This window comes from Halopseudomonas sp. L-58, from assembly GCF_056859475.1.
Genome location: NZ_JBSXON010000071.1, coordinates 229,884 through 254,440, shown reverse-complemented (window position 1 = coordinate 254,440; position 24,557 = coordinate 229,884). Strand labels below are relative to the sequence as shown.

The window sequence follows — 24,557 nt, the reverse complement described above, 5'->3', positions numbered from 1 at the left end:
TCATTTTGTGCAGGCTGTTCAACACTTCAAAAGGCCTTCTGAAAAGGTCCAGAAATTAGCTGATGGGAGACGACTGGATGAGTAATGACGGCGTGAATAATGGCCGGCGTCGCTTCCTGGTGGCCGCCACGAGTGTGGTTGGTGCCGCCGGAGCAGTAGGGGCCGCAGTCCCCTTCGTGGGGGCTTGGTTCCCCAGCGCCCGAGCCAAGGCGGCTGGTGCGCCGGTAAAGGTGAATATCAGCAAGATCGAGCTGGGTCAGCAGATCGTTGTCGAATGGCGCGGTCAGCCCGTGTTTGTTTCGCATCGGACCCCTGAGGCCATTGCGGTCCTGGACGAGATGGACTCGGTGGTTGCCGATCCCAACTCCCAGGCTTCCGTTCAGCCGGCTTATGTGGATGGCAAGACGCGCGCGATCAAGCCTGAGCTGCTGGTAGTGATGGGCGTATGTACCCACCTGGGTTGCTCCCCGCTGTTCAAGCCGGAAGTGGCCGCTGCCGACATGGGTGCCGACTGGAAAGGCGGGTACTTCTGCCCTTGCCACGGCTCTCACTACGACATGTCCGGTCGCGTCTTCAAGGGCCAGCCTGCGCCCCTGAATCTTCCGGTACCGCCCTATTCATATGAGTCTGATGACGTAATCGTGATCGGCGTGGATCAGGAGAGCGCCTGATGAATAAATTGATGCAATGGGTGAACGAGCGGATGTCCGTCAATCAGGTGATGGAAGATCACCTGACCAAGTACTACGCACCCAAGAACTTCAACTTCTTCTACTTTTTCGGCTCGCTGGCCATGCTGGTGCTGGTTAATCAGCTGGTTACCGGTATCTGGCTGACCATGAGCTACGAGCCCTCCGCCGACGGTGCCTTTGCCTCCGTTGAGTACATCATGCGTGATGTGGAATACGGCTGGCTGCTGCGTTACCTGCACTCGACCGGCGCATCTGCGTTCTTCGTGGTGGTGTATCTGCACATGCTGCGTGGCCTGATGTACGGCTCCTATCAGAAGCCGCGTGAGCTGATCTGGCTGTTCGGTATGCTGATCTATCTGGTGCTGATGGGTGAAGCCTTCATGGGTTACCTGCTGCCTTGGGGTCAGATGTCCTACTGGGGGGCTCAGGTGATCATCTCCCTGTTCGGTGCGATTCCGTTCATCGGTCCGGATCTGGCGCAATGGGTACGTGGCGACTTCCTGATCTCCGGTATCACTCTGAACCGCTTCTTCGCGCTGCACGTTATCGCGCTGCCGATCGTTCTGCTGGGCCTGGTTGTGCTGCACATCATCGCGCTGCACGAAGTGGGCTCCAACAACCCTGACGGTATCGATATCAAGAAGTTCAAGGACGAGAATGGCAAGCCGCTTGATGGCATCGCCTTCCACCCGTACTACACCGTTAAAGACATTGTCGGTGTTGTGGTCTTCCTGTTCGTGTTCTGTGCCATTGTGTTCTTCTTCCCGGAGATGGGTGGCTATTTCCTCGAGAAGCCGAACTTTGAAATCGCCAACCAGCTGAAGACGCCTGATCACATTGCGCCGGTCTGGTACTTCACGCCGTTCTACGCGATTCTGCGTGCGGTTCCCTCGATTGCCGGCTCTGCCTTCCCGGGTGTTCTGGCGATGGGCGCTGCCATTGCAATCCTGTTTGTACTGCCCTGGCTGGACCGTAGCCCGGTTCGCTCCATTCGCTATAAAGGCTGGATGAGCAAGCTGTGGCTGGTCATCTTCTGCGTATGCTTCGTCATTCTGGGTGTGCTGGGCGCGATTCCGTCCACTCCCGGTCGCACATTGCTGTCGCAGATTTGTACCGTTCTGTATTTCGCCTTCTTCATCCTGATGCCGTTCTACACCCGGATGGAGAAGACCAAACCGGTTCCGGAGAGGGTTACTGGCTAATGAAAAAACAACTTATTGCCCTGATGTTCGCTCTGGTGCCGACCGTAGCCTTCGCGGCTGGCGGTAGTGGTTACCACCTGGATGAAGCCAACATCGATCTGACCGACAAGGCCGCACTGCAGGATGGCGCGCGCACCTTCGTTAACTACTGCATGGGTTGCCACTCTGCGCAGTATCAGCGTTACGAGCGCGTTGCTACCGACTTGGGTATTCCTGAGCAGCTGATGCTCGATAACCTGGTGTTCACCGAAGGTACTCTGATCGGTGACCATATGAAGAACGCCATGCGTCCTGCGGATGCCAAGAAATGGTTCGGTGCTGCGCCGCCGGATCTGACGCTGGTTGCCCGTGTTCGTGGTAATGACTGGCTGTATACCTACCTGCGTACCTTCTATGAAGACCCGGCTCGTCCGCTGGGTGCCAATAACAAGGTATTCCCGAATGTCGGTATGCCGAACGTGCTGGCTGAGCTGCAGGGTCGTCAGGTGATCGGCTGCAAGGCCATGCCGGTCAAGGACGACAGCGGCAAGGTCATGCGCGACACCCTCAGTGGTGAGATCATGAAGCAGGAGCAGTGTGACGTTCTGACGGTGGTTCCGGGTACCGGTACCCAGACGGAAGAAGAGTTCGATACCACTGTGCGCAACCTGGTCACCTTCCTGGCTTATTCGGCAGACCCGATCAAGCTGGAGCGTCACCGCATCGGTGTGTACGTGCTGCTGTATCTGGCCTTCCTGTTCGTGTTTGCGTATCTGCTGAAACGCGAATACTGGCGAGATGTCCATTGATCTTCTGAGGTCTGGATGATCTGTGCGCGCCCCTTGAGGGCGCGCACTTGTTTCTGGGGTATAATGGCGCTCTGCGCGCGCAGCCTGACTGCGCGCTTTGTGCTTTTGGGTGTCAGTTTGACGCCTGCCGCAGTCCGAATAAGGATGAGGGTTTACATATGGGCGTAACCGCCAACAAGCGTTCCTCCATGGCATTTTTCTCTGACCCCCGGGATCACTACTGCCACCGGGTCAGGATTGTGCTGGCAGAAAAGGGGGTTACCGTTGACGTGATTAACGTTGAGCCTGGCGATCATCCGCAGGAGCTTGCCGAGAATAATCCCTATAACAATGTACCCACGTTGCTTGATCGTGATCTGGTGCTGTATGAGCCCAATATCATGATGGAGTACCTGGACGAGCGTTTCCCGCACCCGCCATTGTTGCCGGTTTATCCTGTCGCGCGTGCCAATAGTCGCCTGCTGATGTATCGCGTGCAGCGTGACTGGTGCCGTCTGGTTGATGTCATCGTTGATCCGAAGAGCGCTGCTGCAGAGGTAACGCGTGCCCGCAAGGAATTGCGCGAGAGTCTGATCGGAGTCGCTCCGGTATTTGCCGAAATGCCTTTCTTCATGAGTGAAGAGTTCAGTCTGGTGGATTGCTGCATTGCCCCGATTCTCTGGCGTTTGCCGGAGCTGGGTGTCGAGTTGCCCAAGCAGGCCAAGCCGTTGCTCGACTACATGGAGCGGATCTTCCAACGTGAGGGATTTATCGCCAGTCTGTCGGCGGCCGAGCGGGATATGAAGACCAACTGATTGGAGGACGCGCCTGTGGTTGCAATGAGTTCCAGTCGCCCCTATCTGGTGCGCGCCCTGTATGAGTGGATTCTGGATAACCAGTGCACTCCGTATATGCTGGTCAATGCGGAGTACCCGGATACGGCTGTACCGACCGCGTTTGTCGAGGATGGGCAGATCGTGCTGAATCTGTCGCCAAGTGCCGTGCGTGAATTGCACATGGATAACGAGCTGATCAGCTTTGACGGTCGTTTTGGCGGGGTCGCTCAGCAAGTATGGATTCCGTTGGGCGCGGTTATGGCCATCTACGCCCGGGAGAATGGTCAGGGTATGGTGTTCGAACTGGAGCCCAGTACCCCGCCGCCGGATGAGGCTGACGGTGATGATCAGCCGCCACAGCCGCCGCGGCCAGAGGGTGGCGGTCGTCCGTCGCTGAAGGTCGTCAAGTAGCCACAAAAAAACCCGCTTTGCGGGTTTTTTTGTGGGCTGCTGATGATGGGTCAGTCGAGGTATTCGAACAGCTTGACGATGCGCTGGACGCCGCCAATCTGTTGGGCCTGTGCCACCGCAAGGTTGGCCTCGTGGTGGGTGACCAGTCCCATCAGATAAACCACGCCGGCCTCGGTGACGACCTTGATGCGTGTGCCGGGGATGGTGCCGTCAGTCAGCAGGCGGGTCTTCAGGTTGGCGGTAATCAGGCCGTCCTGGTTGCGCGCCAGCAGTGACAGGCGCGGGCCGGCGGTCAATTCGTTGTGAACCACCTTGACCCTTTGCACCTGCTTGGCGGCTTCGCCAGCGGTGGCGATCAGGTCGCCGCGCGGCACCTGGCCGGCCAGTAGCACTACGCCGTTGTAGCTGGTAACGACAATGCGGCCTTCTGTTTCAATCGCGGTGTTGGCCTTGTTGACGTTGACCGCAACCTTGGTCTCGATCAACTGGTCATCGATGCTGCTGCCGATGGTGCGGGTGCCGTGGTTGTCCTGGATGGGCGTATCGCGTGTAGCTGTCAGGACAGAGCTGCAGCCGGCAAGCATCAGAGCCAGAGCAATGGCTGACAGTCGTTTCATTCCTCGCTCCCGAACAGTTGACGGTCAATCAGGTCGCACAGGCAATGAATCGCCAGCAGATGGACCTCCTGGATGCGTGCGGTCGAGCGGGCCGGAACGCGGATCTCTACGTCCTCAGGCATCAGCAGTGACGCCATGGCGCCGCCATCGCGGCCGGTCAGCGCAACAACGTGCATCTCGCGATCGTGTGCAGCCTGAATGGCCTGCATGACGTTGGCAGAGTTGCCGCTGGTCGAGATCGCCAGCAGGATATCGCCGGGTTGTCCGAGTGCGCGGATCTGCTTGGAGAACACCTCTTCGTAACTGTAATCGTTGGCGATTGAGGTAATGGTTGATGCATCGGTAGTCAGGGCGATTGCCGGCAGGCTTGGGCGTTCCCGTTCAAAGCGGTTCAGCAGTTCGGAGGAGAAGTGCTGCGCGTCACCCGCGGAGCCGCCGTTGCCGCAGGTAAGGATCTTGCCCTCACTGAGCAGCGCGTTGACCATCATCTGGCTACCTTGCTCGATGCTGGGGCCGAGCACGTCCATCGCACGGGTCTTGGTTTCGATGCTATCGGTAAAAAGCTGTCTGATGCGGTGTTGCATGTCCATAGGGAAACTCGCTAGCAAGTGAATGCCTCTCGAATCCAGTGGTAGGACTTCGGATTCGAAGGGTCGCCTTCGGCGGCTATGACGTCAAAACGACAGGGCTGGTTGGCCAGGCGGGGCGTGTTCAGCAGATAGTGCTGCGCGGTATGAATCAGGCGATGCTGCTTGGCCCGATTAACGCTCTCTGCTGCGCTGCCCCAATGGCTCTGCTGCCTGTAGCGCACTTCGACGAATACTACTGTATCGCCGTCGCGCATGACCAGATCAAGCTCGCCCTGTCGGCACCTATAATTGCGTGCCAGACAGGATAGACCTGCGTTGCACATGATTTGTTCAGCCATGCGCTCGGCGAGGTTGCCCAGCTGCTGCCGGCTGGTCGGATGCGGCATCAGAGGGCGCCGCTGTCGCTCGGTGCTGCAGGTTCAAGGACTCCATTGCGGATCTGGCCCCAAGGTAGCAGGCGCTGAATTCGCCCGGTGCTGTCCAGCGTCAGTTCGCCGGTCGCGCCTTCTATGCGTGTATCCGGGTATTCGCGCATCTGGGGCAGGCGGGCAAAGATGCGCTGGGTGTCAACACCCATGGCGTAAAGGCGCCCCAGAGCCCCTCCTGCCTGGGGCCAGTTGCCGGTGACGTCCGAATAAAGTGGATCGTTCTGCTCCAGCAGCCAGGGGATCTCGGCGATCAGCAAGCCGTCAAGGTCGGTATTCTGCATGCCGCTAGAGTCGATCTGATAGGCGTGCGATGTCGCGTAAACAGGCAGGTCGGCTGCGTACTGGAAGGCCAGAGTCGGCTTGATCTGGCGTGCCTGCAAGGGGGTTGCTGCGAGGAACAGGGCGTCCAGATCCTGACGTGGCGTGGGCTGGGCCAGTACGTCGCCGAGGATGCTGCTGATGCGGTTCGCTCGATTCTCGCTCTGCTTGATTTTCAGCAATTCGCCCATCTGATTGGCAACGGCTGCGGGCTGGTCTACCAGCTCCTGACCAATCAGGATGCCGCCGAGGCGCTCCCATTCAGTGATAAAGGCACGATTGGCGCGTTGGCTCCAGTCATCCCGTGTGCTCAGGGTGGCCATGCGGCGCTTGCCGTCGTGCCAGGCACGAATGGCCGCAGAGCGAGCCTCGTCCTCCGGGGCGAGCCCGAACTGATAGATGCTGCTGTCCGAGGTGGCCTGTTCGGCGTAGTTCAGTACCAGGGTCGGCAGCGGAAGTGCGCCGCTGCTGGCCAGTTGGGCGACCTTGTCTTTCTCCAGGGGGCCGATCATCCATTGAACGCCCTCACGCTTGGCCTGATTCAGCGCGTCGATGGCCTGGCTGTACTGGGTGCTGTCATAAAGGGTGACCTGAGGCTGGCTGATGCCCTGACTTTGCGCCTGGTACTGCGCAGCCAGGAAACCATCACGCAGCGCCTGTGCTGCGCTGGCGAGTGGCCCGTTGAAGGGCAGCAGCAAGCCGATGTGAGTTGGGCGACTCGCCTGCAGCGCTTCGATTTGCTGGATCGAGTCGGGCAGGCGATTGGCGGCGGGATGGGTTGCATGGCTTTCCTTCCAGGCCTTCAGCGCCCGGACTTGCAGGTCCAGATTGCGCTGATTGCGGGTAATCAGTGCCAGCTCAAGCCATCCTGCGAATTCACCGCTGGCGCCGTCGCTGGCCGTCTGCAGTGTCTTGGTTTTCGCCTGGGTCAGGCTGTCCCAGATTGCCTGGTTGTTAGCAGTCTGCTCGCTTGGGGCAAGCAGGCTGTGAATAAAGACGCGCTCCCGGGCTGCTTCGATGTATTGCCCGTTGGCGTCCAGTATATCTGCGCGCAACTGCTGAATGCGCAGCTGTTCGGGCAGGGGGCGGATGTCGAGCTGCTCAAGGGACGGGTGCTTGATTGCGGTCAGTGCCGTGACGTTGTCACCCAGGGCCATCGCGCTGGTGGCCTGCAGCTCGCTGAATCGAATCTGCTGGTCTGCTGGCAGGGCGCTTTGCGGAATGTCCTCGAGGACGCGCAGGGTCTGCTCGGGATTACCGTTGTTCAATGCGGTCTGGGCGGCGTGCAGGCGGAGCAGGTTGGCTTCGGCACCGTCATGGCGGGCGGCACTTTTCAGAATTTCTTCAACCGAGGCATCGGGTGTGCGGGGCAGCTCGTCCAGGCTTTTCGGTGCGGAAGCACAGCCGGCCAGCACTGTGGTCAGTGTCAGAGCCAGGGTCGACAGGCGAATGGAGCGGTGCATGCGAGGTGTCCTTACGAGCGGGATTGGGGCGAAAGGCCGGCGGGTCGGGTGGCGTCATTGTACCCAAGCATACGTGCAATCTCCAAGGTGCACGGCACACCCCGGGCAGCTGCTGTACAATGCGTCACAAATTGCGTTCAGGAAATCCCATGACCACTGTTGCCGGTACTCTTTTTGTGGTGGCTACGCCGATCGGTAATCTTCAGGATATGAGTCCGCGAGCGCTTCAGGTGCTCAAGGATGTCCGCCTGATTGCTGCCGAGGACACCCGCCACAGCGCCAGGCTGATGCAGCATTTCGGTATTGATACGCCGATGACGGCCTGTCATGACCATAATGAACGGGATAAGGGTGAGCGGCTGGTTGAGCGTCTGCTGGCCGGTGATGATGTTGCCCTGATTTCCGATGCCGGTACGCCGCTGATCTCCGACCCCGGTTACCACCTGGTGCGTCAGGCGCGCGAGGCTGGTGTCAGAGTATCTCCCGTGCCGGGGGCCTGTGCCCTGATTGCCGCGCTCAGTGCGGCGGGCATGCCGTCGGACCGCTTTGCCTTTGAGGGGTTTCTTCCTGCCAAGGCTCACGGGCGTCGGCAGCGTTTGCAGGTGCTGGCAGCGGAAGATCGAACCTGGATGGTCTACGAGGCGCCGCACCGTTTGCTTGAGTGTCTGCAGGACATGCAGCAGGTGTTGGGTGACGAGCGGCGGGTACTGCTGGCTCGCGAGCTGACCAAGACCTTCGAGACCTTGCGTGCGGCGCCGCTCTCTGAGCTGGTTAAGTGGGTCGCGGGCGATTCGGATCAACAGCGCGGTGAGTGCGTGCTGGTAGTGGAGGGGGCGCCTGCGCCGCAAGCCGATGAGGTCGGTGACGAGGCGCTGCGGGTGCTGGATCTGCTGCTGGCGGAGTTGCCGCTCAAGCGGGCTGCAAAGCTGGCGTCAGAGATCACCGGGGTGCGCAAGAACCTGTTGTATCAGATCGCACTGGAGCGCGGCGCCCAATAGATTGGGGTGGCGGTCAAAGCAATGCTTGCCCTGCGCCGCTCCGCCCGCTAATCTTGCCGCCAAGAGTTGGCTGGGCAGTCGCTGTGGCGCTACGCAAGTAGTGTCGTGGAGGAAAGTCCGGGCTCCATAGGGCAAAGTGCCAGGTAACGCCTGGGAGGCGCGAGCCTACGGAAAGTGCAGCAGAAAGCAAACCGCCTAAGCGCGCAAGCGCCGGTAAGGGTGAAAAGGTGCGGTAAGAGCGCACCGCGCAGCTGGTAACAGTCTGTGGCGTGGTAAACCCCACTTGGAGCAAGACCAAATAGGAATCCGTCGGTGTGGCCCGCACTGGATTCGGGTAGGTTGCTAGAGGTTGTCAGTGATGGCGATCCCAGAGGAATGACTGTCCTCGACAGAACCCGGCTTACAGGCCAACTCTTATTTTCCTTCCTGTGTGACTTACTTCTTCTTAGAGCAAAAAAATCTTACTCCTCACAATTCACTTTAACTTGTGAGGCGATCTTTTTGCTTTGGTTATTTTTTGTTGCTTCCTAATACCCTCTTTTGCATCCACATTCCCGCTAAAACCACCTAAACCACTGCTGTGCAAGGTTTTTTTCCTCTGTGCGGCTCTTGACGCTGTATAGGTGCATTTCTATAGTGTCGCAAAGTGGTGTTATGTGGGACGGAGTGGGATTTTTTGGCGAGCTCCGGCCAATTATCTAGGGGAAGGACGACAACGTGTTTCGCGGAGCCAATGCCATCAATCTCGACGCCAAAGGGCGACTCGCGATGCCTGCGCGCTATCGCGACCGTCTGTTGGCGTCCTGTGATGGACAGTTGGTTGTCACTATCGCGCTGGAAGACCGTTGTCTCTGGATTTACCCCCTGCACGAATGGGAGGCCGTCGAAGCCAAGCTGCGGCAGGCGCCCAACATGAATCCTGCGGTCAAGCGTCTGCAACGACTGCTGATCGGTAATGCCTTCGAGCTTGAGCTGGATGGCGCCGGTCGCTTTGTCGTTCCGCCGCTGCTGCGTGAATACGCCGGGCTGGACAAGAAGGTAATGCTGGTCGGTCAAATCGGTAAGTTCGAGCTCTGGAGTGAAGACGCCTGGACTGCTACCACCTCTGCCTATCTGGACGAGTCGCAGGAGGCTGGCGAGTTGCCGGCTGAACTGCACTCGCTGAGCCTGTGAGTATCGTGTCCTCCTATTCCCATATCAGTGTATTGCTGAACGAGGCGCTTGATGCGCTCGCCATTCAGCCTGACGGCATCTATATCGACGGCACCTTCGGCCGAGGAGGTCATAGTCGAGCATTGCTCGCCCGCTTGGGGCCAGAGGGCAGGCTGATTGCCTTTGACAAAGATCCGGAAGCCATCCGGGCTGGCGAACAACTGGCGGCCGAAGACGGCCGCTTTGTCGTTGTACAGCGGTCCTTTGCCGAGATGGCTGACGAAATGCGTGCGCGCGGTCTGCACGGGCGTATCAGTGGTGTTTTGCTGGATCTGGGTGTGTCCTCGCCCCAGCTCGATGATCCGACCCGTGGCTTCAGTTTTCTCAATGACGGCCCGCTCGACATGCGCATGAATCCCGGTGTTGGCCAGAGTGCAGCCGACTGGGTCAACAGTGCCAGCGAGGCGGATATCGCCACCGTGCTCAAGGAGTACGGTGAGGAACGCTTCTCCAAGCGTATGGCCCGGGCGGTAGTAACCCGCCGCGCAGGGCAGCCCTTTACCCGCACCGGTGATCTGGCGGCGGTCATCAAGGAAGCCAACCCCGCCTGGGAAAAGGGTAAGCACCCGGCGACCCGCGCGTTCCAGGGCATTCGCATTTTCATCAACCGCGAGCTGGATGATCTGGCCGATGGCCTGCGTGCAGCGCTGGATGTCCTGGCACCGGCCGGCCGCCTGGCGGTAATCAGCTTCCACTCGCTGGAAGACCGCATGGTCAAGCAGTTCATGCGTCGTGAGGCCAAGGGCGCTCCGATTCCGCGGGACCTGCCGATTCGCGACATTGATATTCCGGTGTCGATCAATCTGGTCGGCAAGGCGATCAAGCCGAGTGCCGCCGAGATCGATGCCAACCCCCGTGCCCGCAGCGCCGTGCTGCGTATTGCGGTGAAGCGCTGATGAACGCGCCTGCGCCACTGTCGAAGCGTTCCGGCCTGCCGACTGGCAGTGGCTGGCTGACGCTGGTGTTCGTGCTGGGCGTTGCCAGTGCGCTGGCAGTGTCCTACAGCGCCCACTGGAGCCGTCAGCTGCTCAACGAGTTGGCGACCGAGATGGATGTGCGTGAGAAGGCGCAGGCGGAATGGGGACGGCTGGTGCTGGAGCAGAGCACCTGGACGGCCTACAGCCGCATTGAACGGATTGCCACCGAACAGCTCGGTATGCACGTCCCTGAGCCCAGCGACGTGATTCTGGTGAAACCATGAAGCGATTTGCGCTCAAGTCCAACGGTAGCCTGTACCCCTGGCGTTTTCGCCTGGTTATCGGGCTGCTTGGGCTGTGCTGCGCAGCGGTTGTCTGGCGCATTGCCGAGCTGCATGTGCTGGACGAAGGCTTCCTGCGCAGTCAGGGCGACAAGCGCAGTGTGCGCCATGTGCCGATTCCGGCTCACCGGGGGCAGATCACCGACCGCAACGGTGAGCCGTTGGCAGTCAGTACACCGGTGTTGACCATTTGGGCCAACCCGTCGCAGCTGATCGATCAGCAGGCTCACTGGCCGGAGCTTGCCAGCGCCCTGGGTACCGATCTGGCGACCTTCAGCGAGCGCCTCAAGGCCAATGCCGACAAAGAGTTCATCTATCTGCGGCGGCGCATGACCCCGGCCTCCGGCGAAGCAGTGATGGCGCTCAAGGTGCACGGCGTCTATAGCATCGAAGAATATCGTCGGTTCTACCCTGCCGGTGAGGTGGCGGCGCATCTGGTCGGCTTCACCAATGTTGACGAGCAGGGCCAGGAAGGGCTTGAGCTGGCCTATGACCAGTGGCTTCAAGGTTTGCCGGGCAAGCGCCAGGTTTTGCAGGACCGCCGTGGTCGTCTGATCAAGGATGTGCAGGTGGTCAGCAACGCCCGTCCGGGCAATGACTTGCGCCTCTCTATCGATCTGCGTCTGCAGTATCTGGCGCACCGTCAGCTGCGCGAAGGTATGCAGGAGTTCGGCGCCAAGGCCGGGTCGGTCGTGATGCTCGACGTGCATACCGGTGAAGTGCTGGCGATGGTCAATCAGCCGTCCTATAACCCCAACAATCGGGCCAATCTGCAGCCGAGCATGATGCGCAATCGCGCCATGATCGATGTGTTCGAGCCGGGTTCGACCATGAAGCCGATTTCCATGACCGCTGCTCTGGCGACCGGCCGCTGGAAGCCGAGCGATCAGGTCAATGTCTATCCGGGCACCCTGCGAATCGGTCGTTACACCATTCGCGATGTATCAAGGGCACCGGGTGGCGTACTCGATCTGGCGGGCATTCTGCTCAAATCCAGTAACGTCGGCATGAGCAAGGTGGCGCTGGATATTGGCGGCGAAGCGGTACATGACGCCATGGCGGCGGTGGGCCTGGGTGAGTACACCGGTGTTGGGTTCCCGGGCGAAAGCGTCGGCAAGCTGCCGACCTACCGCACCTGGCGCTCGGCCGAAACCGCGGCCCTTTCCTATGGCTACGGCCTGTCGGTAACCGCCGTTCAGCTGGCGCAGGCCTATGCGATTCTGGCCAACGACGGTCGCAAGGTGCCGATGTCTTTGCTGCGGGTGGACGGTTTGCCCGACACCCAGCAGGTGCTGCCGGAAGATGCCACCCGAATGGTTCAGGAAATGCTGCAGAACGTCATTGAGGCCGAGGGCGGCACCCACAGGGCGCGGGTTCCGGGCTATCACGTATCCGGCAAGAGTGGTACCGCACGCAAGGCCAGTACCTCGAGCAAGGGCTATCAGGAAGACTCCTATCGTTCGCTGTTTGCCGGGTTCGGCCCGAGCAGTGACCCGCGCATCGCCATTGCCGTGGTCATCGATGAGCCCAGCAACGGCGGCTACTACGGCGGTCTGGTTGCCGCCCCGGTATTTGGCGGGCTGATGTCCAATGCACTGCGGCTGATGAACGTGGCGCCCGATAATCTGGCTTCGCTGGAGCAGCCTGCACTGCCATCGCCGCCGGCATTGGTCACCACCGGAGAGCCGCGATGAAGCTGTCTCAGCTATTCCCTGGCAAGGTACACGCCGACGCGGATATTGGCGGCATCACCCTCGACAGCCGCCACGTGCGTGATGGTGATCTGTTTGTTGCGTTCCCCGGTCTGCGTCACGACGGCCGGGACTATATTGCCCAGGCTGTTGCTGCTGGTGCCGCCGCGGTCGTTCTGGAATCGCAGGGCGCTGTCGCACACCAGCTGGCCGTGCCGTCGGTGCAGATTGAAGGGCTGGCGGAACAATTGTCTGCGCTGGCTGACCGGTTTTATCAGCAGCCCAGCGCCGCGCTGCAGGTGATCGGTATCACCGGCACCAACGGCAAGACCAGCGTCAGTCAGATGCTGGCGCAGGCGCTGGACCGTCTGGGCAGCCGCTGCGGCGTGATCGGTACCCTTGGCAGCGGCCTGGCGGGTGCGCTGATTGATCACGGCATGACCACGCCAGATGCCGTTGCGGTACAGGCGCAACTGGCGTCGATGCGTGACCAGGGCGCAAGCCACGTGGCGATGGAGGTGTCCTCCCATGCGCTGGACCAGCACCGCGTTGCCGCGGTGCGTTTTGCTGTGGCGGTGTTTACCAATCTGAGTCGCGATCATCTGGACTATCACGGCACCATGGCTGCCTACGGCGAAGCCAAGGCGCAGCTGTTCCAGCGCGATCTGCAGGCGGCTGTGGTCAACCTGGATGACGCTTTCGGGCGTGAGCTGGCCGAGCGCTGCGCCGCGCCGGTTATCGGTTACAGCCTGAGCGATCCTGCTGCGACGCTGTATTGCCGAGAGCTGCTCTGTGACAGCCTTGGGCTGAACGCCCGGTTGCAGGTGCAGGGCCGCGAGTTTGCCCTGCGCAGCCCGCTGCTGGGCAGTTTCAATATGAGCAATCTGCTCGCCGTGCTGGGCAGTCTGCTGGCGCTGGGCGTCGATGCCGGCGCAGCCGTTGAGCAGGTCGCACAGTTGCAGCCGCCAGCCGGTCGCATGCAGCGCCTTGGCGGCGGCGACCTGCCGCTGGTAGTGGTCGATTACGCGCATACCCCTGATGCACTGGAGAAGGCTCTGACCGCTCTGCATCAGCATGCAGCAGGGCGTGTTGTCTGCATCTTCGGGTGCGGCGGCGACCGGGATAACGGCAAGCGGCCGATGATGGCGCGGGTTGCCGAACAGTTTGCCGAGGCCGTGGTGGTCACCGATGACAACCCGAGAACCGAGCCTTCGCAGCAAATCATCGAACAAATTTGTCAGGGTGCGGAACACCCGCAGGCACTGACCGTCATACCCAACCGTGCGCAAGCCATCGCCAGTACGATTGCGGCAGCGCGGCCCGGTGATGTGATTCTGCTCGCCGGCAAGGGTCACGAGAATTACCAGGAGATTGACGGAGTGCGTCACCCCTTCAGCGATATTGAACAGGCCAGCCTCGCGCTGCAGCATTGGGAGGCCGCTCATGCTTGATGCGTTGCGTCTGTCCGATCTGCTCAAGCCGCTGGCCGCCACCCTCAACGGGGTGGATACCCATTTCGACAGCGTCAGCATTGATGCCCGCAAGGTTGCCAGGGGCGGCCTGTTTGTTGCGCTGCCCGGCAGCCGCAGCAATGGCCACGACTTTGTCGCCCAGGCCCGCGAAAACGGCGCTGCAGCGGCCATGGTCGAATACCTTGTCGATGATCCGCTGCCGCAATTGCTGGTGCACGATTGCCAACTGGCTCTGGGCCAGCTGGGCGCCCTGGTGCGCGATCAGTTCCGCGGCACCGTGATCGGCATTACCGGCTCCAGTGGCAAGACCACGGTAAAGGAAATGCTCGCCGCCATTTTGCGTGAGTGCGGGCCGGTACTGGCCACCCAGGGCAATCTGAACAACGAACTTGGCGTGCCGCTGACCCTGCTGCAGCTTGATGCCGGGCACCGCTTTGCCGTGATCGAGATGGGCGCGGCGCAGGTGGGCGATATCAACTACACCATGGGTCTGGTCAAACCGCAGATCAGTGTGCTGACCAACGCCGGCATGGCGCATGTTGGCCGGTTTGGCAGTCCGGAGAGCATTGCCAGGGCCAAGGGCGAGATCGTCAGCGCGCTGCCCGATGGCGGTCAGGCCATCCTAAATCTGGACAGCCCCTGGTTCGAGCAGTGGTATCAGTTGCTCGGCAGCCGACGTACCGCATGCTCGTTCAGCCTGAAGAATCCGACTGCACAGCTGCGCGCCGAAGAGGTCGAGATCGACGCCACCGGATGTCCGCACTTCAATCTGGTGACCCCGGTCGGCGTGGTCCCGGTTCGTCTGCAGTTGCGCGGGGAACACAATATTGCCAATGCGCTGGCAGCGGCGGGCGCGGCGCTGGCGGCAGGTGCGCCACTGGATGCGATTGCCCGGGGTCTGCTGTCCCTTGCGCCGGTGGCGGGGCGCGGCAACTGGCTGAACGGCATTGGTGGTGCACAAATCATTGACGACGCCTACAACGCCAACCCGGCGTCTGTGAAGGCCGCCATCGATGTGCTGGCCAGCCTGTCCGGGCGGCGTCTGCTGGTGCTGGGCGATATGGGCGAGCTGGGCGAATGGGCCGAGCAGAGTCATCGTGACGTTGGTCTGCATGCACGTGAGCGGGGCCTGGACGGGCTCTATGCGACAGGCAGGCTGTCTGCGCTGTCGGTGGGCGCATTCGGTGCCAACGGCCGGCTGTTCGATAGCCGCGAAGCGCTGATCGATGCCATCAAACAGGATCTGGATGCCAACACCCGGGTGTTGGTCAAAGGCTCGCGCAGTGCGGGCATGGATGTAGTGGTCGCCGGCCTTCTGGCCCCGGCGGACGCGCACGACAACGATAACGGGGCCAGCTGATATGTTGCTTTTACTCGCCGAATTCCTCCAGCAGTACTACTCCGGCTTTGCCGTATTCCAGTATCTGACCCTGCGCGGCATTCTGGGTGTGCTGACGGCGCTGGCGATGGCGCTGTTTCTGGGGCCCTGGATGATTCGTACGCTGCAGATTCGGCAGATCGGCCAGGCGGTGCGCAATGACGGTCCGCAGTCGCACCTGTCCAAGAAGGGCACGCCAACCATGGGCGGCGCATTGATTCTGGTTGCCATCGGTGTCAGCACTCTGTTGTGGGCAGACCTCAGCAATCTGTATGTCTGGGTGGTACTGGGCGTTACCTTCAGCTTTGGTGCGGTTGGCTGGGTGGACGACTATCGCAAGGTGATCGAGAAAAATTCGCGCGGCCTGCCTTCGCGCTGGAAGTACTTCTGGCAGTCGGTATTCGGTCTGGCTGCAGCCGTAGTGCTGTATATGGCAGCCAAGACACCGGTCGAGACCACCCTGATCGTGCCTTTCTTCAAGCAGGTCGAGTTTCAGCTTGGGGCGCTGTTTGTGGTGCTGACCTACTTCGTCATTGTCGGCTCAAGCAATGCAGTCAACCTGACCGATGGCCTGGACGGGCTGGCGATCATGCCGACGGTCATGGTGGGCGGTGCGCTGGGCATCTTTGCCTATCTGTCAGGTAACGCGAAATTTGCCGAGTATCTGCTGATCCCCTATGTGCCGGGTGCTGGCGAGCTGATCATCTTCTGTGGCGCGCTGCTGGGCGCCGGTCTCGGATTTCTCTGGTTCAACACCTATCCGGCTCAGGTTTTTATGGGCGATGTCGGCGCGCTGGCGCTGGGTGCAGCGCTGGGTGTGATTGCCGTGATCGTCCGGCAGGAAATCGTCCTGTTCATCATGGGCGGCATTTTTGTGGTGGAGACGCTGTCGGTGATCGTGCAGGTAGCGTCGTTCAAGCTGACCGGTCGCCGGGTGTTCCGCATGGCGCCCATTCACCACCACTTTGAACTCAAGGGCTGGCCGGAGCCGCGCGTGATCGTGCGCTTCTGGATCATCACCGTGGTACTGGTGCTGATCGGTCTTGCCACCCTGAAACTGCGTTGAGGAGCAGAGCGTGTCTCTGATTACCACGGACAAAAAACGGATTATCGTCGGGCTCGGCAGCAGCGGGCTCTCGGTCGCCCGTTATCTGGCAGGCCAGGGCCTGTCCTTTGCCGTGGCCGACACCCGCCAGAATCCGCCGGGTCTGGAGCAGCTCAAACGCTTTGCCCCCATGGCTGATCTGTATCTGGGCGAGCTGGACGAAAACCTGCTGAGCAGCGCAGACGAGCTGATCGTCAGCCCCGGTATCGCACTGGCCACACCGGCACTGCAGACGGCGGCCAAAGCAGGCGTTTCCATCGTTGGTGATATCGAGCTGTTCGCGCGGGCGGCCAAGGCGCCGATCGTTGCGATTACCGGTTCCAATGCCAAGAGCACGGTTACCACACTGGTGGGTGAGATGGCGCAGGCGGCGGGCGTGAAGGTCGCCGTGGGCGGCAATCTGGGCACGCCGGCGCTGGATTTGCTGGATCAGGATGCCGAGCTTTACGTGCTGGAGCTGTCGAGCTTCCAGCTGGAAACCACCGACCGCCTGAACGCGCTGGTCGCCACTGTATTGAACGTCAGTGAAGATCATATGGATCGCTACAGCGGTCTGCCGGCCTATCACATGGCCAAGCACCGGATTTTCCGTGGTGCGCAGCAGGTGGTGATCAACCGCGATGACTCGCTGTCGCGGCCGCTGATTGCCGATCAACTGCCATGCCTGAGCTTTGGTCTGTCACGCCCCGACTTCAAGGGCTTCGGGCTGATTGAGCAGGATGGCCAGACCTGGCTGGCTTACGAGTTCACCGCACTGATGCCGGTCAGTGAGTTGCGCATTCGCGGTTCGCACAACCAGGCCAATGCCTTGGCCGCGCTGGCGCTGGGTCAGGCGGCTGGCCTGCGGATGGATGCCATGCTGCAGGCGCTGAAGGCATTCCCGGGGCTGGCGCACCGCTGCCAGTGGGTTGGCAGCCACGCCGGTGTCGAGTATTTCGATGATTCCAAGGCAACCAATGTGGGCGCGGCGCTCGCGGCCATCAACGGCTTTGCCGCGGACATGAGCGGCAAGCTGGTGCTGATCGCCGGTGGCGACGGTAAGGGTGCTGACTTTTCATCGTTGCGAGAACCGGTGGCAGCAAGCTGCCGCGCCGTTGTGCTGCTTGGCCGTGATGCCGAACTGATCGCCGCAGCCCTTGACCCGCAGACCCGACTGGTTCGTGTTGCCTCTATTGAAGAGGCAGTAACCGCTGCGGCGGCATTGGCGGAGCAAGGCGATCTGGTGCTGCTGTCGCCGGCCTGTGCGAGCCTGGACATGTTCCGCAACTTTGAAGAGCGCGGTCGGCTGTTCGCCGAAGCGGTCGGGAGGTTGGGCGCATGAATCTGACCTTCAACCTGCGTGATGCCGCCGCGCCGCTGATCGGCGAACGCCGCTTCGATATGGACATGCCGCTGCTGGTCGGCGCGGTCGCATTGCTGGCGTTGGGGCTGGTCATGGTTACCTCCGCTTCGATGGAAGTGGCGGCCGGCCGGCTGGGTAGCCCGCTGTTCTATATGAATCGTCAGATTGTCTACTTGCTGATCAGCCTGATTGCGCTGGTCGTCACCCTGTCGGTGCCGGTTGCCGTGTGGGAACGCTTTCGCTTCATGCTGCTGTTCTTCGGCTTCGCCGGGCTGGTGGCGGTGCTGATTCCGGGCATCGGCCGCGAGGTCAACGGCAGCTGGCGCTGGATTGCGGTTGGCCCGATCAACGTCCAGCCGTCCGAGCTGGCCAAGCTGTTTGCCGTGGTCTTTCTTGCCGGCTATCTGGTGCAGCGCAAGGACGAGGTAAAGGAAGGTTGGAAGGGCTTTCTCAAGCCGTTCATGGTACTGGGCCCGATGGCCTGCCTGCTGATTGTCGAGCCAGACTTCGGCGCGACTGTCGTATTGATGGGCGCAGCCACCGGGATGCTGTTTCTCGGTGGCGTTGGCCTGTACCGCTTTCTGCTGCTGTTTGCGGCACTGGGAGGGCTGGCGGCGTTGGCGGTGGTGGCGGAACCCTATCGTCTGGAGCGCCTGACCGGCTTCGTCGATCCGTGGCAGGACCCGTATGGCACCGGTTACCAGCTCTCTCAGGCATTGATCGCCTTCGGCCGTGGCGAATGGTTTGGTGTCGGTCTGGGTAACAGTATTCAGAAACAGTTTTACCTGCCTGAAGCGCATACCGACTTTGTGTTTGCGGTGCTGGCCGAGGAACTCGGCATGATTGGCGCGCTGGCAGCCTTTGCCCTGCTGGTCTTTGTTGCGATTCGCGGCCTGTATGTCGGTCTGGCTGCCGAGGCCAGAGGCATGCTGTTCCACGCTTATCTGGCCTATGGCCTGGCGATCATGTGGTGCGGCCAGATTCTGATCAACGTCGGCGTGAATATCGGCTTGCTGCCGACCAAGGGGCTGACCCTGCCGTTCCTCAGCTACGGTGGCAGCTCGCTGGTGGTGTGCTGTGTGTGCCTCGGTCTGTTGCTGCGGATTGACTGGGAACGTCGTCAGGCGGCACAAGGGGGCGCCCATGAGTAACAAGGTACTGGTGATGGCGGGCGGCACCGGCGGGCACGTTTTCCCGGCGCTGGCTTGTGCCCGCATGCTGCGTGATCAGGGCTACGAGGTGCACTGGCTTGGTACGCGCCGCGGCATTGAGGTGGACCTGGTGCCGCAGGCCGGCTTCCCGATCCATTACATCGATATTCAGGGCCTGCGCGGCAAGGGCAAGCTCGACCTGCTGAAGGCGCCGTTCCGTATTGTGCGGGCGCTGGGCCAGTCGCTGCGCTTGCTTGGCACGCTCAAGCCCGTTTGCGTGCTTGGCGCTGGCGGCTATGTGACCGGCCCGGGCGGCCTGGCTGCCTGGCTGCGCCGTATGCCGCTGGTCATCCATGAGCAGAATGCCGTGGTCGGCACCACCAATCGCCTGCTGGCCCGTTTTGCCGAGCGTCGCTGCGAAGGTTTTGCCGGCAGCTTCGCCGACGGTGCAAACCGTCGCAGTACCGGCAACCCGGTGCGCGACGACATTTTTGCTACCCCGCCGATGAGCTGGGATGGCAGCCGCCCGCTGCGCCTGCTGGTGCTGGGTGGCAGCCTGGGCGCTATGCCTCTGAACAACTTGCTGCCAAAGGCGCTGGCGCGGATCGAACCGGCTCAGCGCCCGCAGGTGGTGCACCAGTGCGGCAAGCAGCATCTGCTGATGGCGCGCGAAGCTTATGAGCAGGCTGGCGTGCGCGCGGAGGTAGAGGCGTTTATTGCCGATATGGCGGGTGCCTACGCCTGGGCCGATCTGGTGATCTGCCGCGCCGGCGCACTGACTGTCTGTGAGCTGGCTGCCGCAGGACGCCCGTCACTGCTGATTCCGCTGCCGCATGCCATCGACGACCATCAAACCGCCAATGCCCGCTATCTGGCCGACCGCGGCGCCGCGGTGCTGATGCCGCAGGCCCAGCTCGATGATGAGCAACTGGCCAACACCCTGATCAACTACATGAACAACCCGGAGCTGCTGCAACAGATGGCCGAACGAGCCCGTGAACAAGCCACCCCGAACGCGACTGCCGATGTGGTGCGCGCCTGTCTGGAGGTAGCCCGTGAGCACTAACAAGCGCAGTCAGGCAACCTTTACGCTGCCGGAGATGCGGCGCATCCGCAATATTCACTTTGTTGGCATTGGCGGCGTGGGCATGTGCGGCATTGCAGAGGTGTTGCTCAACCTCGGTTATCAGGTATCCGGTTCGGACCTGAAGCGCTCAGCCGTGACCCAGCGCCTGGAATCCTTCGGTGCGCGCATCGACATCGGCCATCGTGCCGAGAATGTGCAGGAGGCGGATGTGCTGGTGGTTTCCAGCGCGATCAATCCGCAGAACCCGGAAGTGGCGGGCGCCATCGAACGCCGCATCCCCGTGGTGCCACGCGCCGAGATGCTGGCCGAGCTGATGCGCTATCGCCATGGCATTGCCGTCGCCGGCACCCATGGCAAAACTACCACCACCAGTCTGATTGCCTCTGTGCTGGCGGCTGACGGTTTGAGCCCGACTTTCGTGATCGGCGGCAAGTTGACCGCCGCCGGCACCAATGCCCAGTTGGGTGAAAGCCGTTATCTGGTTGCCGAAGCCGACGAGAGCGATGCCTCCTTTTTGCACCTGCAGCCGATGGTCGCCATCGTCACCAATATCGACGCCGACCACATGGCGACCTACGAGGGCGACTTCAACAAACTGAAGCGCACCTTCGTCGAGTTTCTGCACAACCTGCCGTTCTACGGGCTGGCAGTGCTGTGCATCGATGATCCGGTGGTGCGCGAGATTCTGCCGCAGATCAACCGTCAGGTGATCACCTACGGTCAGTCCGAGGATGCCGACATCCGCGCGGTAGATATCCATCAGAAGGGTATGCAGACCTACTTCACCGTGCTGCGTGAGGGCCGCGAACCGCTCCAGGTGTCGGTCAACATGCCGGGTGTACACAACGTGCTGAACTCGCTGGCGACCATTGCGGTGGCGACCGACGAAGGCGTTTCCGATCGCGCCATCATCGAAGGTCTGACCGGGTTCCAGGGCGTTGGTCGTCGCTTCCAGGTGCAGGGCAACTTCCCGTGGGGTAACGGCGAAGTGATGCTGGTCGACGACTATGGCCACCACCCGCGTGAGGTGGCTGCGGTTATCAAGGCGGTCCGTGCCGGTTGGCCCGAGCGTCGCCTGGTCATGCTCTACCAGCCGCACCGCTACAGCCGTACCCGTGATCTCTACGAAGACTTCGTTCAGGTGCTGGGCGATGCCAATGCGCTGTTGCTGATGGAGGTCTACCCGGCCGGAGAAGAACCGGTTCCGGGGGCAGACAGCAAGCATCTGTGCCGCAGCATTCGTCAGCGTGGTCAGCTGGACCCGATTTATGTCGAGCGTGATGCCGACGTTATGCCGCTGCTGGAAGCGGTACTGCAGCCTGGCGACATTCTGCTGACCCAGGGTGCGGGTGATATTGGTGGGCTCTCGGTCCAGTTGGCCGAGGCTCTTGGCAAGCGTGATACCGGAGGTAAGGCCTGATGGTCGATGTAACTGACTTTGGGCGTGTAGCAGTGTTGTACGGCGGCAAGTCCGCCGAGCGTGCGGTATCGCTGAAATCCGGCGCGGCTGTGCTCGCTGCGCTGCAGAACGCGGGTGTCGATGCCTATGGCATTGATGCCGATGAGTCTCTGGCGGAGCAACTGCTGAGCCAGCGCCCGGATCGCGTGTTCATTGCGCTGCACGGGCGAGGCGGTGAGGATGGCAGCCTGCAGGGGCTGCTGGAGAGCCTGCAGATTCCCTATACCGGCAGCGGCGTGATGGCGTCTGCGGTTGGCATGGACAAGCTGCGTACCAAGCAGATCTGGCAAAGCATCGGACTGCCGACGCCTGCCTACGCGATGCTGCGCGGCGCCGAGCAGTGTGCCGGCATCGTCGAGCGCCTGGGCACGCCCCTGATCATCAAGCCGGTGCACGAAGGTTCCAGCATCGGTATGGCCAAGGCCGACAACCTGCAGCAGCTGCAGGCGGCCTGGGAAAGTGCGCGCAGCTACGACGACGAAGCACTGGTTGAACAGTGGGTGCAGGGTGCCGAGTTCACCGTTGCCATTCTGGATGGCAAGGCGCTGCCGCCGATTCGCTTGCGCACCCCGCACAATTTTTACGACTACGACGCCAAGTATCTGGCCAATGACACCCAGTACCTGTGCCCGTGCGGCCTGCCGTCCGAGCAGGAAGAACAGCTCAAGGCGATCAGCCTGCAGGCGTTCGATGCGGTTGGCTGTAAAGGCTGGGGTCGGGTCGACGTGATGCAGGATGAGCAGGGCAATTTTTATCTGCTGGAAGTGAACACCGTTCCGGGAATGACCGATCACAGCCTGGTGCCGATGGCTGCCAAGGCGACCGGAATGGATTTTGATGCGCTGGTGCTGGCCATTCTGGCCGGTACGCTGAACTGACGGATAACCCGATGCAGGCGATTCGCGACACACGCAACACCGCACCGCTATCGCGCCGTAAGGCCGGTGGGCGTGGTGCTGTGCGTGTGGCCCCGGCCCAGCCGAGGCAGTTGCCGCGTCTGCGTCTGCCGCGCCCCGACCTGGGCGGCCTGATTGGCCGTGCGCAGCACCTGCTCTGGCCGCTGCTGCTGGTCGCGCTCGGTATGGGGCTGTACGAACTTGGCAGCCGGTTGATGCCCCTGGCAGACCGGCCGATTGCACTGGTCAGCGTTGAGGGTGAGCTGCAGTACATCGATCGGGACGCCGTCCAGCAGGTGATACAGCCTTACCTGAGTGACAGCTTCCTCGGTATCGATCTGGCAGGCCTGCACGCAGATCTGCTGGCCATGCCCTGGGTAGCCGATGCGTCGGTTCGCCGGGTTTGGCCGGACAAGCTGGTGATTGCTCTGGATGAGCAGTTGCCGGTAGCCCGTTGGGGCGACAAGGCGTTGCTGAACAATGAAGGCAAGGCGTTTGAACCACAGGAGATTGCGCGTTTCAGCGAGTTGCCTCAGCTCAACGGCCCCGAGCGCTCCAAGCGCAAGGTGATGCGTCAGTACCAGCAGTTCAGCAGCCTGCTGCGTCCGCAGGGCATGGTGGTCAGCAAGCTGGAGCTGCGTGACCGCGGCAGCTGGTTCCTGACCACCGATGACGGTATGGAGCTGCTGCTGGGGCGGGACAATCTGGTGGACAAGATGCAACGGTTCATGACCATCGAGCAACTGATGCTCAGTGATCGTCGGGAACTGATCGCGCGGGTAGACCTGCGCTACAGCAATGGCATGGCTGTCGCCTGGCGTGATGTCGGCGAAGCTGAAAAAGCGGCGGAGTAACGGGAAGATTATGGCAAGCAAGCAGGGCAGCAGAATGATTGTGGGCCTGGATATCGGCACCTCCAAGGTCGTGGCGCTGGTCGGCGAGATCGGTGCGGACGGCACGCTGGAAATCGTCGGCATCGGCTCGCATCCTTCGCGCGGACTCAAGAAGGGCGTGGTGGTCAACATCGAGTCGACGGTGCAGTCCATTCAGCGCGCCATCGAGGAAGCCGAGCTGATGGCCGGCTGCCAGATCCACTCGGTCTATGCCGGAATCGCGGGTAATCACATTCGCAGTCTGAACTCCAATGGCATTGTTGCCATTCGCGATCGCGAAGTGGTCCAGGCCGATATCGAGCGCGTCCTGGACGCCGGCCAGGCCGTCGCCATTCCTGCTGACCAGAAGGTTCTGCATATCCTGCCGCAGGAGTATGTGATCGATAACCAGGAAGGTGTGCGTGAGCCGCTGGGCATGTCCGGCGTGCGCCTGGAAGCCAAGGTGCATCTGGTGACCTGTGCGCTCAACGCGGTGCAGAACATTGAAAAATGCATCCGTCGCTGCGGGCTGGAAGTCGAAGACGTGATCCTCGAGCAGTTGGCATCCAGCTACGCCGTGCTGACCGAGGACGAGAAGGAGCTGGGCGTGTGCCTGGTCGACATCGGTGGCGGCACTACCGACATCGCCATCTTTACCGAAGGCGCCATTCGCCATACCGCGGTGATTCCGATTGCCGGTGACCAGGTCACCAATGACATCGCCATGGCGCTGCGTACTCCGACCCAGTACGCCGAGGAAATAAAGATTCGCTATGCCTGCGCGCTGGCCAAGCTGGCCGGCCCGGAGGAAACCATCAAGGTGCCGAGTGTGGGTGAACGGCCACCGCGCGACCTGTCTCGCCAGGCGTTGGCGGAGGTAGTTGAGCCGCGTTACGACGAGCTGTTCACACTGATTCAGGCCGAACTGCGCCGCTCCGGCTTCGAAGACATGATTCCGGCCGGCATCGTCATGACCGGTGGCACCGCCAAGATGGAAGGTGCCATCGAGCTGGCCGAGGAGATTTTCCACATGCCGGTTCGCCTCGGTATGCCACAAGAATTCAAAGGGCTCACCGACGTGGTGCGCAACCCGATCTACGCCACCAGCGTGGGCTTGCTGCACTACGGCATGAAACATCACGGTGACCATGGCTCGCAGCCGAGTGAGAGCAACAAGACTCCGGTACTGGAGCGAGTGAAGAAGTGGTTTCAGGGCAATTTCTGATTGCGCTGTTGCAGTACTAGACCCGCCAAAGCGGGCATGACGCAGTAAACGAAACGAAAACGATACGAGTAGCTATTCAAGGAGAAA

The 24,557-nt window shown here is 61.2% G+C and carries 24 protein-coding genes and 1 other RNA gene; 21 read left to right on the top strand and 4 right to left on the bottom strand.

Annotated features, from left to right (window positions below; genetic code table 11):
- The first annotated feature begins 77 nt into the window (after positions 1-77).
- The 5 genes from petA to AC13EY_RS13915 all read left to right on the top strand — a co-directional run bounded on the left by petA (position 78) and on the right by AC13EY_RS13915 (position 3,908).
- Positions 78-671 (top strand): ubiquinol-cytochrome c reductase iron-sulfur subunit, encoded by a 594-nt coding sequence (gene petA / locus AC13EY_RS13935; protein WP_088274914.1) that lies wholly within the window; start codon positions 78-80, stop codon positions 669-671.
- On the top strand, positions 671-1,894 hold the full coding sequence (locus AC13EY_RS13930) for a cytochrome b (protein WP_088274791.1): 1,224 nt from the start codon (positions 671-673) through the stop codon (positions 1,892-1,894). The genes petA and AC13EY_RS13930 overlap by 1 nt, the downstream gene beginning before the upstream one ends.
- Positions 1,894-2,682: a cytochrome c1 gene (locus AC13EY_RS13925; protein WP_228245775.1), complete on the top strand. Its 789-nt coding sequence runs from the start codon at positions 1,894-1,896 to the stop codon at positions 2,680-2,682. Before AC13EY_RS13930 ends, AC13EY_RS13925 begins: the two co-directional genes overlap by 1 nt.
- Positions 2,683-2,840: 158 nt before the next feature.
- Complete coding sequence (locus tag AC13EY_RS13920; RefSeq protein ID WP_088274795.1) at positions 2,841-3,476, top strand: glutathione S-transferase N-terminal domain-containing protein; 636 nt, start codon at positions 2,841-2,843, stop codon at positions 3,474-3,476.
- Between the two features lie 24 nt (positions 3,477-3,500).
- Positions 3,501-3,908 carry a ClpXP protease specificity-enhancing factor gene (locus AC13EY_RS13915; RefSeq protein ID WP_088274797.1) on the top strand — a complete coding sequence of 136 codons (408 nt, stop codon included), beginning with the start codon at positions 3,501-3,503 and terminating at the stop codon, positions 3,906-3,908.
- Between the two features lie 50 nt (positions 3,909-3,958).
- Here AC13EY_RS13915 and AC13EY_RS13910 read toward each other — a convergent pair whose 3' ends face one another.
- The 4 genes from AC13EY_RS13910 to AC13EY_RS13895 are packed head-to-tail and all read right to left on the bottom strand — an operon-like array spanning position 3,959 to position 7,324.
- The gene (locus AC13EY_RS13910; protein ID WP_088274799.1) at positions 3,959-4,525 is read right to left on the bottom strand and encodes a BON domain-containing protein; all 567 of its coding nucleotides are present in this window, start codon (positions 4,523-4,525) and stop codon (positions 3,959-3,961) included.
- Complete coding sequence (locus tag AC13EY_RS13905) at positions 4,522-5,115, bottom strand: phosphoheptose isomerase (protein WP_088274801.1); 594 nt, start codon at positions 5,113-5,115, stop codon at positions 4,522-4,524. The genes AC13EY_RS13910 and AC13EY_RS13905 overlap by 4 nt, the downstream gene beginning before the upstream one ends.
- A gap of 11 nt (positions 5,116-5,126) precedes the next feature.
- Positions 5,127-5,501, bottom strand: a complete 375-nt coding sequence (locus AC13EY_RS13900) for a YraN family protein (RefSeq protein WP_088274803.1) — start codon at positions 5,499-5,501, stop codon at positions 5,127-5,129.
- Positions 5,501-7,324 (bottom strand): penicillin-binding protein activator, encoded by a 1,824-nt coding sequence (locus AC13EY_RS13895; RefSeq protein WP_482877469.1) that lies wholly within the window; start codon positions 7,322-7,324, stop codon positions 5,501-5,503. Before AC13EY_RS13895 ends, AC13EY_RS13900 begins: the two co-directional genes overlap by 1 nt.
- A 149-nt stretch (positions 7,325-7,473) precedes the next feature.
- On the opposite strand from AC13EY_RS13895, the gene rsmI reads away from it, so the two are divergent.
- From rsmI to ftsA, 16 genes are all read left to right on the top strand, one after another.
- On the top strand, positions 7,474-8,322 hold the full coding sequence (gene rsmI, locus AC13EY_RS13890) for a 16S rRNA (cytidine(1402)-2'-O)-methyltransferase (RefSeq protein WP_228245780.1): 849 nt from the start codon (positions 7,474-7,476) through the stop codon (positions 8,320-8,322).
- Positions 8,323-8,384: 62 nt separating this feature from the next.
- Positions 8,385-8,741: RNase P RNA component class A (gene rnpB / locus AC13EY_RS13885), an RNA gene on the top strand.
- A 298-nt stretch (positions 8,742-9,039) separates the two neighbouring features.
- Positions 9,040-9,495 carry a division/cell wall cluster transcriptional repressor MraZ gene (gene mraZ / locus AC13EY_RS13880; protein ID WP_088274809.1) on the top strand — a complete coding sequence of 152 codons (456 nt, stop codon included), beginning with the start codon at positions 9,040-9,042 and terminating at the stop codon, positions 9,493-9,495.
- Positions 9,492-10,430, top strand: coding sequence for a 16S rRNA (cytosine(1402)-N(4))-methyltransferase RsmH (rsmH, locus tag AC13EY_RS13875; RefSeq protein ID WP_482877467.1), 939 nt, complete (start codon positions 9,492-9,494; stop codon positions 10,428-10,430). The genes mraZ and rsmH overlap by 4 nt, the downstream gene beginning before the upstream one ends.
- A complete protein-coding gene (gene ftsL / locus AC13EY_RS13870) occupies positions 10,430-10,735 on the top strand; it encodes a cell division protein FtsL (protein ID WP_088274813.1) in 306 nt (101 codons plus the stop codon). Before rsmH ends, ftsL begins: the two co-directional genes overlap by 1 nt.
- Entirely contained in the window at positions 10,732-12,486 is a 1,755-nt protein-coding gene (locus tag AC13EY_RS13865; RefSeq protein ID WP_482877465.1) for a peptidoglycan D,D-transpeptidase FtsI family protein, read from the top strand. The genes ftsL and AC13EY_RS13865 overlap by 4 nt, the downstream gene beginning before the upstream one ends.
- Positions 12,483-13,934, top strand: a complete 1,452-nt coding sequence (locus AC13EY_RS13860) for a UDP-N-acetylmuramoyl-L-alanyl-D-glutamate--2,6-diaminopimelate ligase (RefSeq protein ID WP_482877463.1) — start codon at positions 12,483-12,485, stop codon at positions 13,932-13,934. The genes AC13EY_RS13865 and AC13EY_RS13860 overlap by 4 nt, the downstream gene beginning before the upstream one ends.
- Positions 13,927-15,315 (top strand): UDP-N-acetylmuramoyl-tripeptide--D-alanyl-D-alanine ligase, encoded by a 1,389-nt coding sequence (locus AC13EY_RS13855; RefSeq protein WP_482877461.1) that lies wholly within the window; start codon positions 13,927-13,929, stop codon positions 15,313-15,315. Before AC13EY_RS13860 ends, AC13EY_RS13855 begins: the two co-directional genes overlap by 8 nt.
- Position 15,316: 1 nt before the next feature.
- A complete protein-coding gene (gene mraY, locus AC13EY_RS13850; RefSeq protein ID WP_228245785.1) occupies positions 15,317-16,399 on the top strand; it encodes a phospho-N-acetylmuramoyl-pentapeptide-transferase in 1,083 nt (360 codons plus the stop codon).
- Between the two features lie 10 nt (positions 16,400-16,409).
- On the top strand, positions 16,410-17,759 hold the full coding sequence (gene murD / locus AC13EY_RS13845) for a UDP-N-acetylmuramoyl-L-alanine--D-glutamate ligase (protein WP_482877460.1): 1,350 nt from the start codon (positions 16,410-16,412) through the stop codon (positions 17,757-17,759).
- Positions 17,756-18,931 carry a putative lipid II flippase FtsW gene (ftsW, locus tag AC13EY_RS13840; RefSeq protein WP_482877458.1) on the top strand — a complete coding sequence of 392 codons (1,176 nt, stop codon included), beginning with the start codon at positions 17,756-17,758 and terminating at the stop codon, positions 18,929-18,931. The genes murD and ftsW overlap by 4 nt, the downstream gene beginning before the upstream one ends.
- Complete coding sequence (murG, locus tag AC13EY_RS13835) at positions 18,924-19,997, top strand: undecaprenyldiphospho-muramoylpentapeptide beta-N-acetylglucosaminyltransferase (RefSeq protein ID WP_482877456.1); 1,074 nt, start codon at positions 18,924-18,926, stop codon at positions 19,995-19,997. Before ftsW ends, murG begins: the two co-directional genes overlap by 8 nt.
- 34 nt (positions 19,998-20,031) lie before the next feature.
- Complete coding sequence (gene murC / locus AC13EY_RS13830; RefSeq protein ID WP_482877495.1) at positions 20,032-21,438, top strand: UDP-N-acetylmuramate--L-alanine ligase; 1,407 nt, start codon at positions 20,032-20,034, stop codon at positions 21,436-21,438.
- Entirely contained in the window at positions 21,438-22,355 is a 918-nt protein-coding gene (locus AC13EY_RS13825) for a D-alanine--D-alanine ligase (protein WP_228245788.1), read from the top strand. Before murC ends, AC13EY_RS13825 begins: the two co-directional genes overlap by 1 nt.
- Before the next feature lie 11 nt (positions 22,356-22,366).
- Positions 22,367-23,227: a cell division protein FtsQ/DivIB gene (locus tag AC13EY_RS13820; protein WP_088274831.1), complete on the top strand. Its 861-nt coding sequence runs from the start codon at positions 22,367-22,369 to the stop codon at positions 23,225-23,227.
- A gap of 10 nt (positions 23,228-23,237) precedes the next feature.
- Positions 23,238-24,470 carry a cell division protein FtsA gene (ftsA, locus tag AC13EY_RS13815; RefSeq protein ID WP_088274833.1) on the top strand — a complete coding sequence of 411 codons (1,233 nt, stop codon included), beginning with the start codon at positions 23,238-23,240 and terminating at the stop codon, positions 24,468-24,470.
- Positions 24,471-24,557: the final 87 nt, after the last annotated feature.

Coding starts and splice junctions, on each gene's coding strand:
- petA (WP_088274914.1), top strand. CDS start 78: ATGAGTAATGACGGCGTGAATAATGGCCGGCGTCGCTTCCTGGTGGCC.
- AC13EY_RS13930 (WP_088274791.1), top strand. CDS start 671: ATGAATAAATTGATGCAATGGGTGAACGAGCGGATGTCCGTCAATCAG.
- AC13EY_RS13925 (WP_228245775.1), top strand. CDS start 1,894: ATGAAAAAACAACTTATTGCCCTGATGTTCGCTCTGGTGCCGACCGTA.
- AC13EY_RS13920 (WP_088274795.1), top strand. CDS start 2,841: ATGGGCGTAACCGCCAACAAGCGTTCCTCCATGGCATTTTTCTCTGAC.
- AC13EY_RS13915 (WP_088274797.1), top strand. CDS start 3,501: ATGAGTTCCAGTCGCCCCTATCTGGTGCGCGCCCTGTATGAGTGGATT.
- AC13EY_RS13910 (WP_088274799.1), bottom strand. CDS start 4,525: ATGAAACGACTGTCAGCCATTGCTCTGGCTCTGATGCTTGCCGGCTGC.
- AC13EY_RS13905 (WP_088274801.1), bottom strand. CDS start 5,115: ATGGACATGCAACACCGCATCAGACAGCTTTTTACCGATAGCATCGAA.
- AC13EY_RS13900 (WP_088274803.1), bottom strand. CDS start 5,501: ATGCCGCATCCGACCAGCCGGCAGCAGCTGGGCAACCTCGCCGAGCGC.
- AC13EY_RS13895 (WP_482877469.1), bottom strand. CDS start 7,324: ATGCACCGCTCCATTCGCCTGTCGACCCTGGCTCTGACACTGACCACA.
- rsmI (WP_228245780.1), top strand. CDS start 7,474: ATGACCACTGTTGCCGGTACTCTTTTTGTGGTGGCTACGCCGATCGGT.
- ftsL (WP_088274813.1), top strand. CDS start 10,430: ATGAACGCGCCTGCGCCACTGTCGAAGCGTTCCGGCCTGCCGACTGGC.
- AC13EY_RS13865 (WP_482877465.1), top strand. CDS start 10,732: ATGAAGCGATTTGCGCTCAAGTCCAACGGTAGCCTGTACCCCTGGCGT.
- AC13EY_RS13860 (WP_482877463.1), top strand. CDS start 12,483: ATGAAGCTGTCTCAGCTATTCCCTGGCAAGGTACACGCCGACGCGGAT.
- AC13EY_RS13855 (WP_482877461.1), top strand. CDS start 13,927: ATGCTTGATGCGTTGCGTCTGTCCGATCTGCTCAAGCCGCTGGCCGCC.
- mraY (WP_228245785.1), top strand. CDS start 15,317: ATGTTGCTTTTACTCGCCGAATTCCTCCAGCAGTACTACTCCGGCTTT.
- ftsW (WP_482877458.1), top strand. CDS start 17,756: ATGAATCTGACCTTCAACCTGCGTGATGCCGCCGCGCCGCTGATCGGC.
- murG (WP_482877456.1), top strand. CDS start 18,924: ATGAGTAACAAGGTACTGGTGATGGCGGGCGGCACCGGCGGGCACGTT.
- murC (WP_482877495.1), top strand. CDS start 20,032: ATGCGGCGCATCCGCAATATTCACTTTGTTGGCATTGGCGGCGTGGGC.
- AC13EY_RS13825 (WP_228245788.1), top strand. CDS start 21,438: ATGGTCGATGTAACTGACTTTGGGCGTGTAGCAGTGTTGTACGGCGGC.
- AC13EY_RS13820 (WP_088274831.1), top strand. CDS start 22,367: ATGCAGGCGATTCGCGACACACGCAACACCGCACCGCTATCGCGCCGT.
- ftsA (WP_088274833.1), top strand. CDS start 23,238: ATGGCAAGCAAGCAGGGCAGCAGAATGATTGTGGGCCTGGATATCGGC.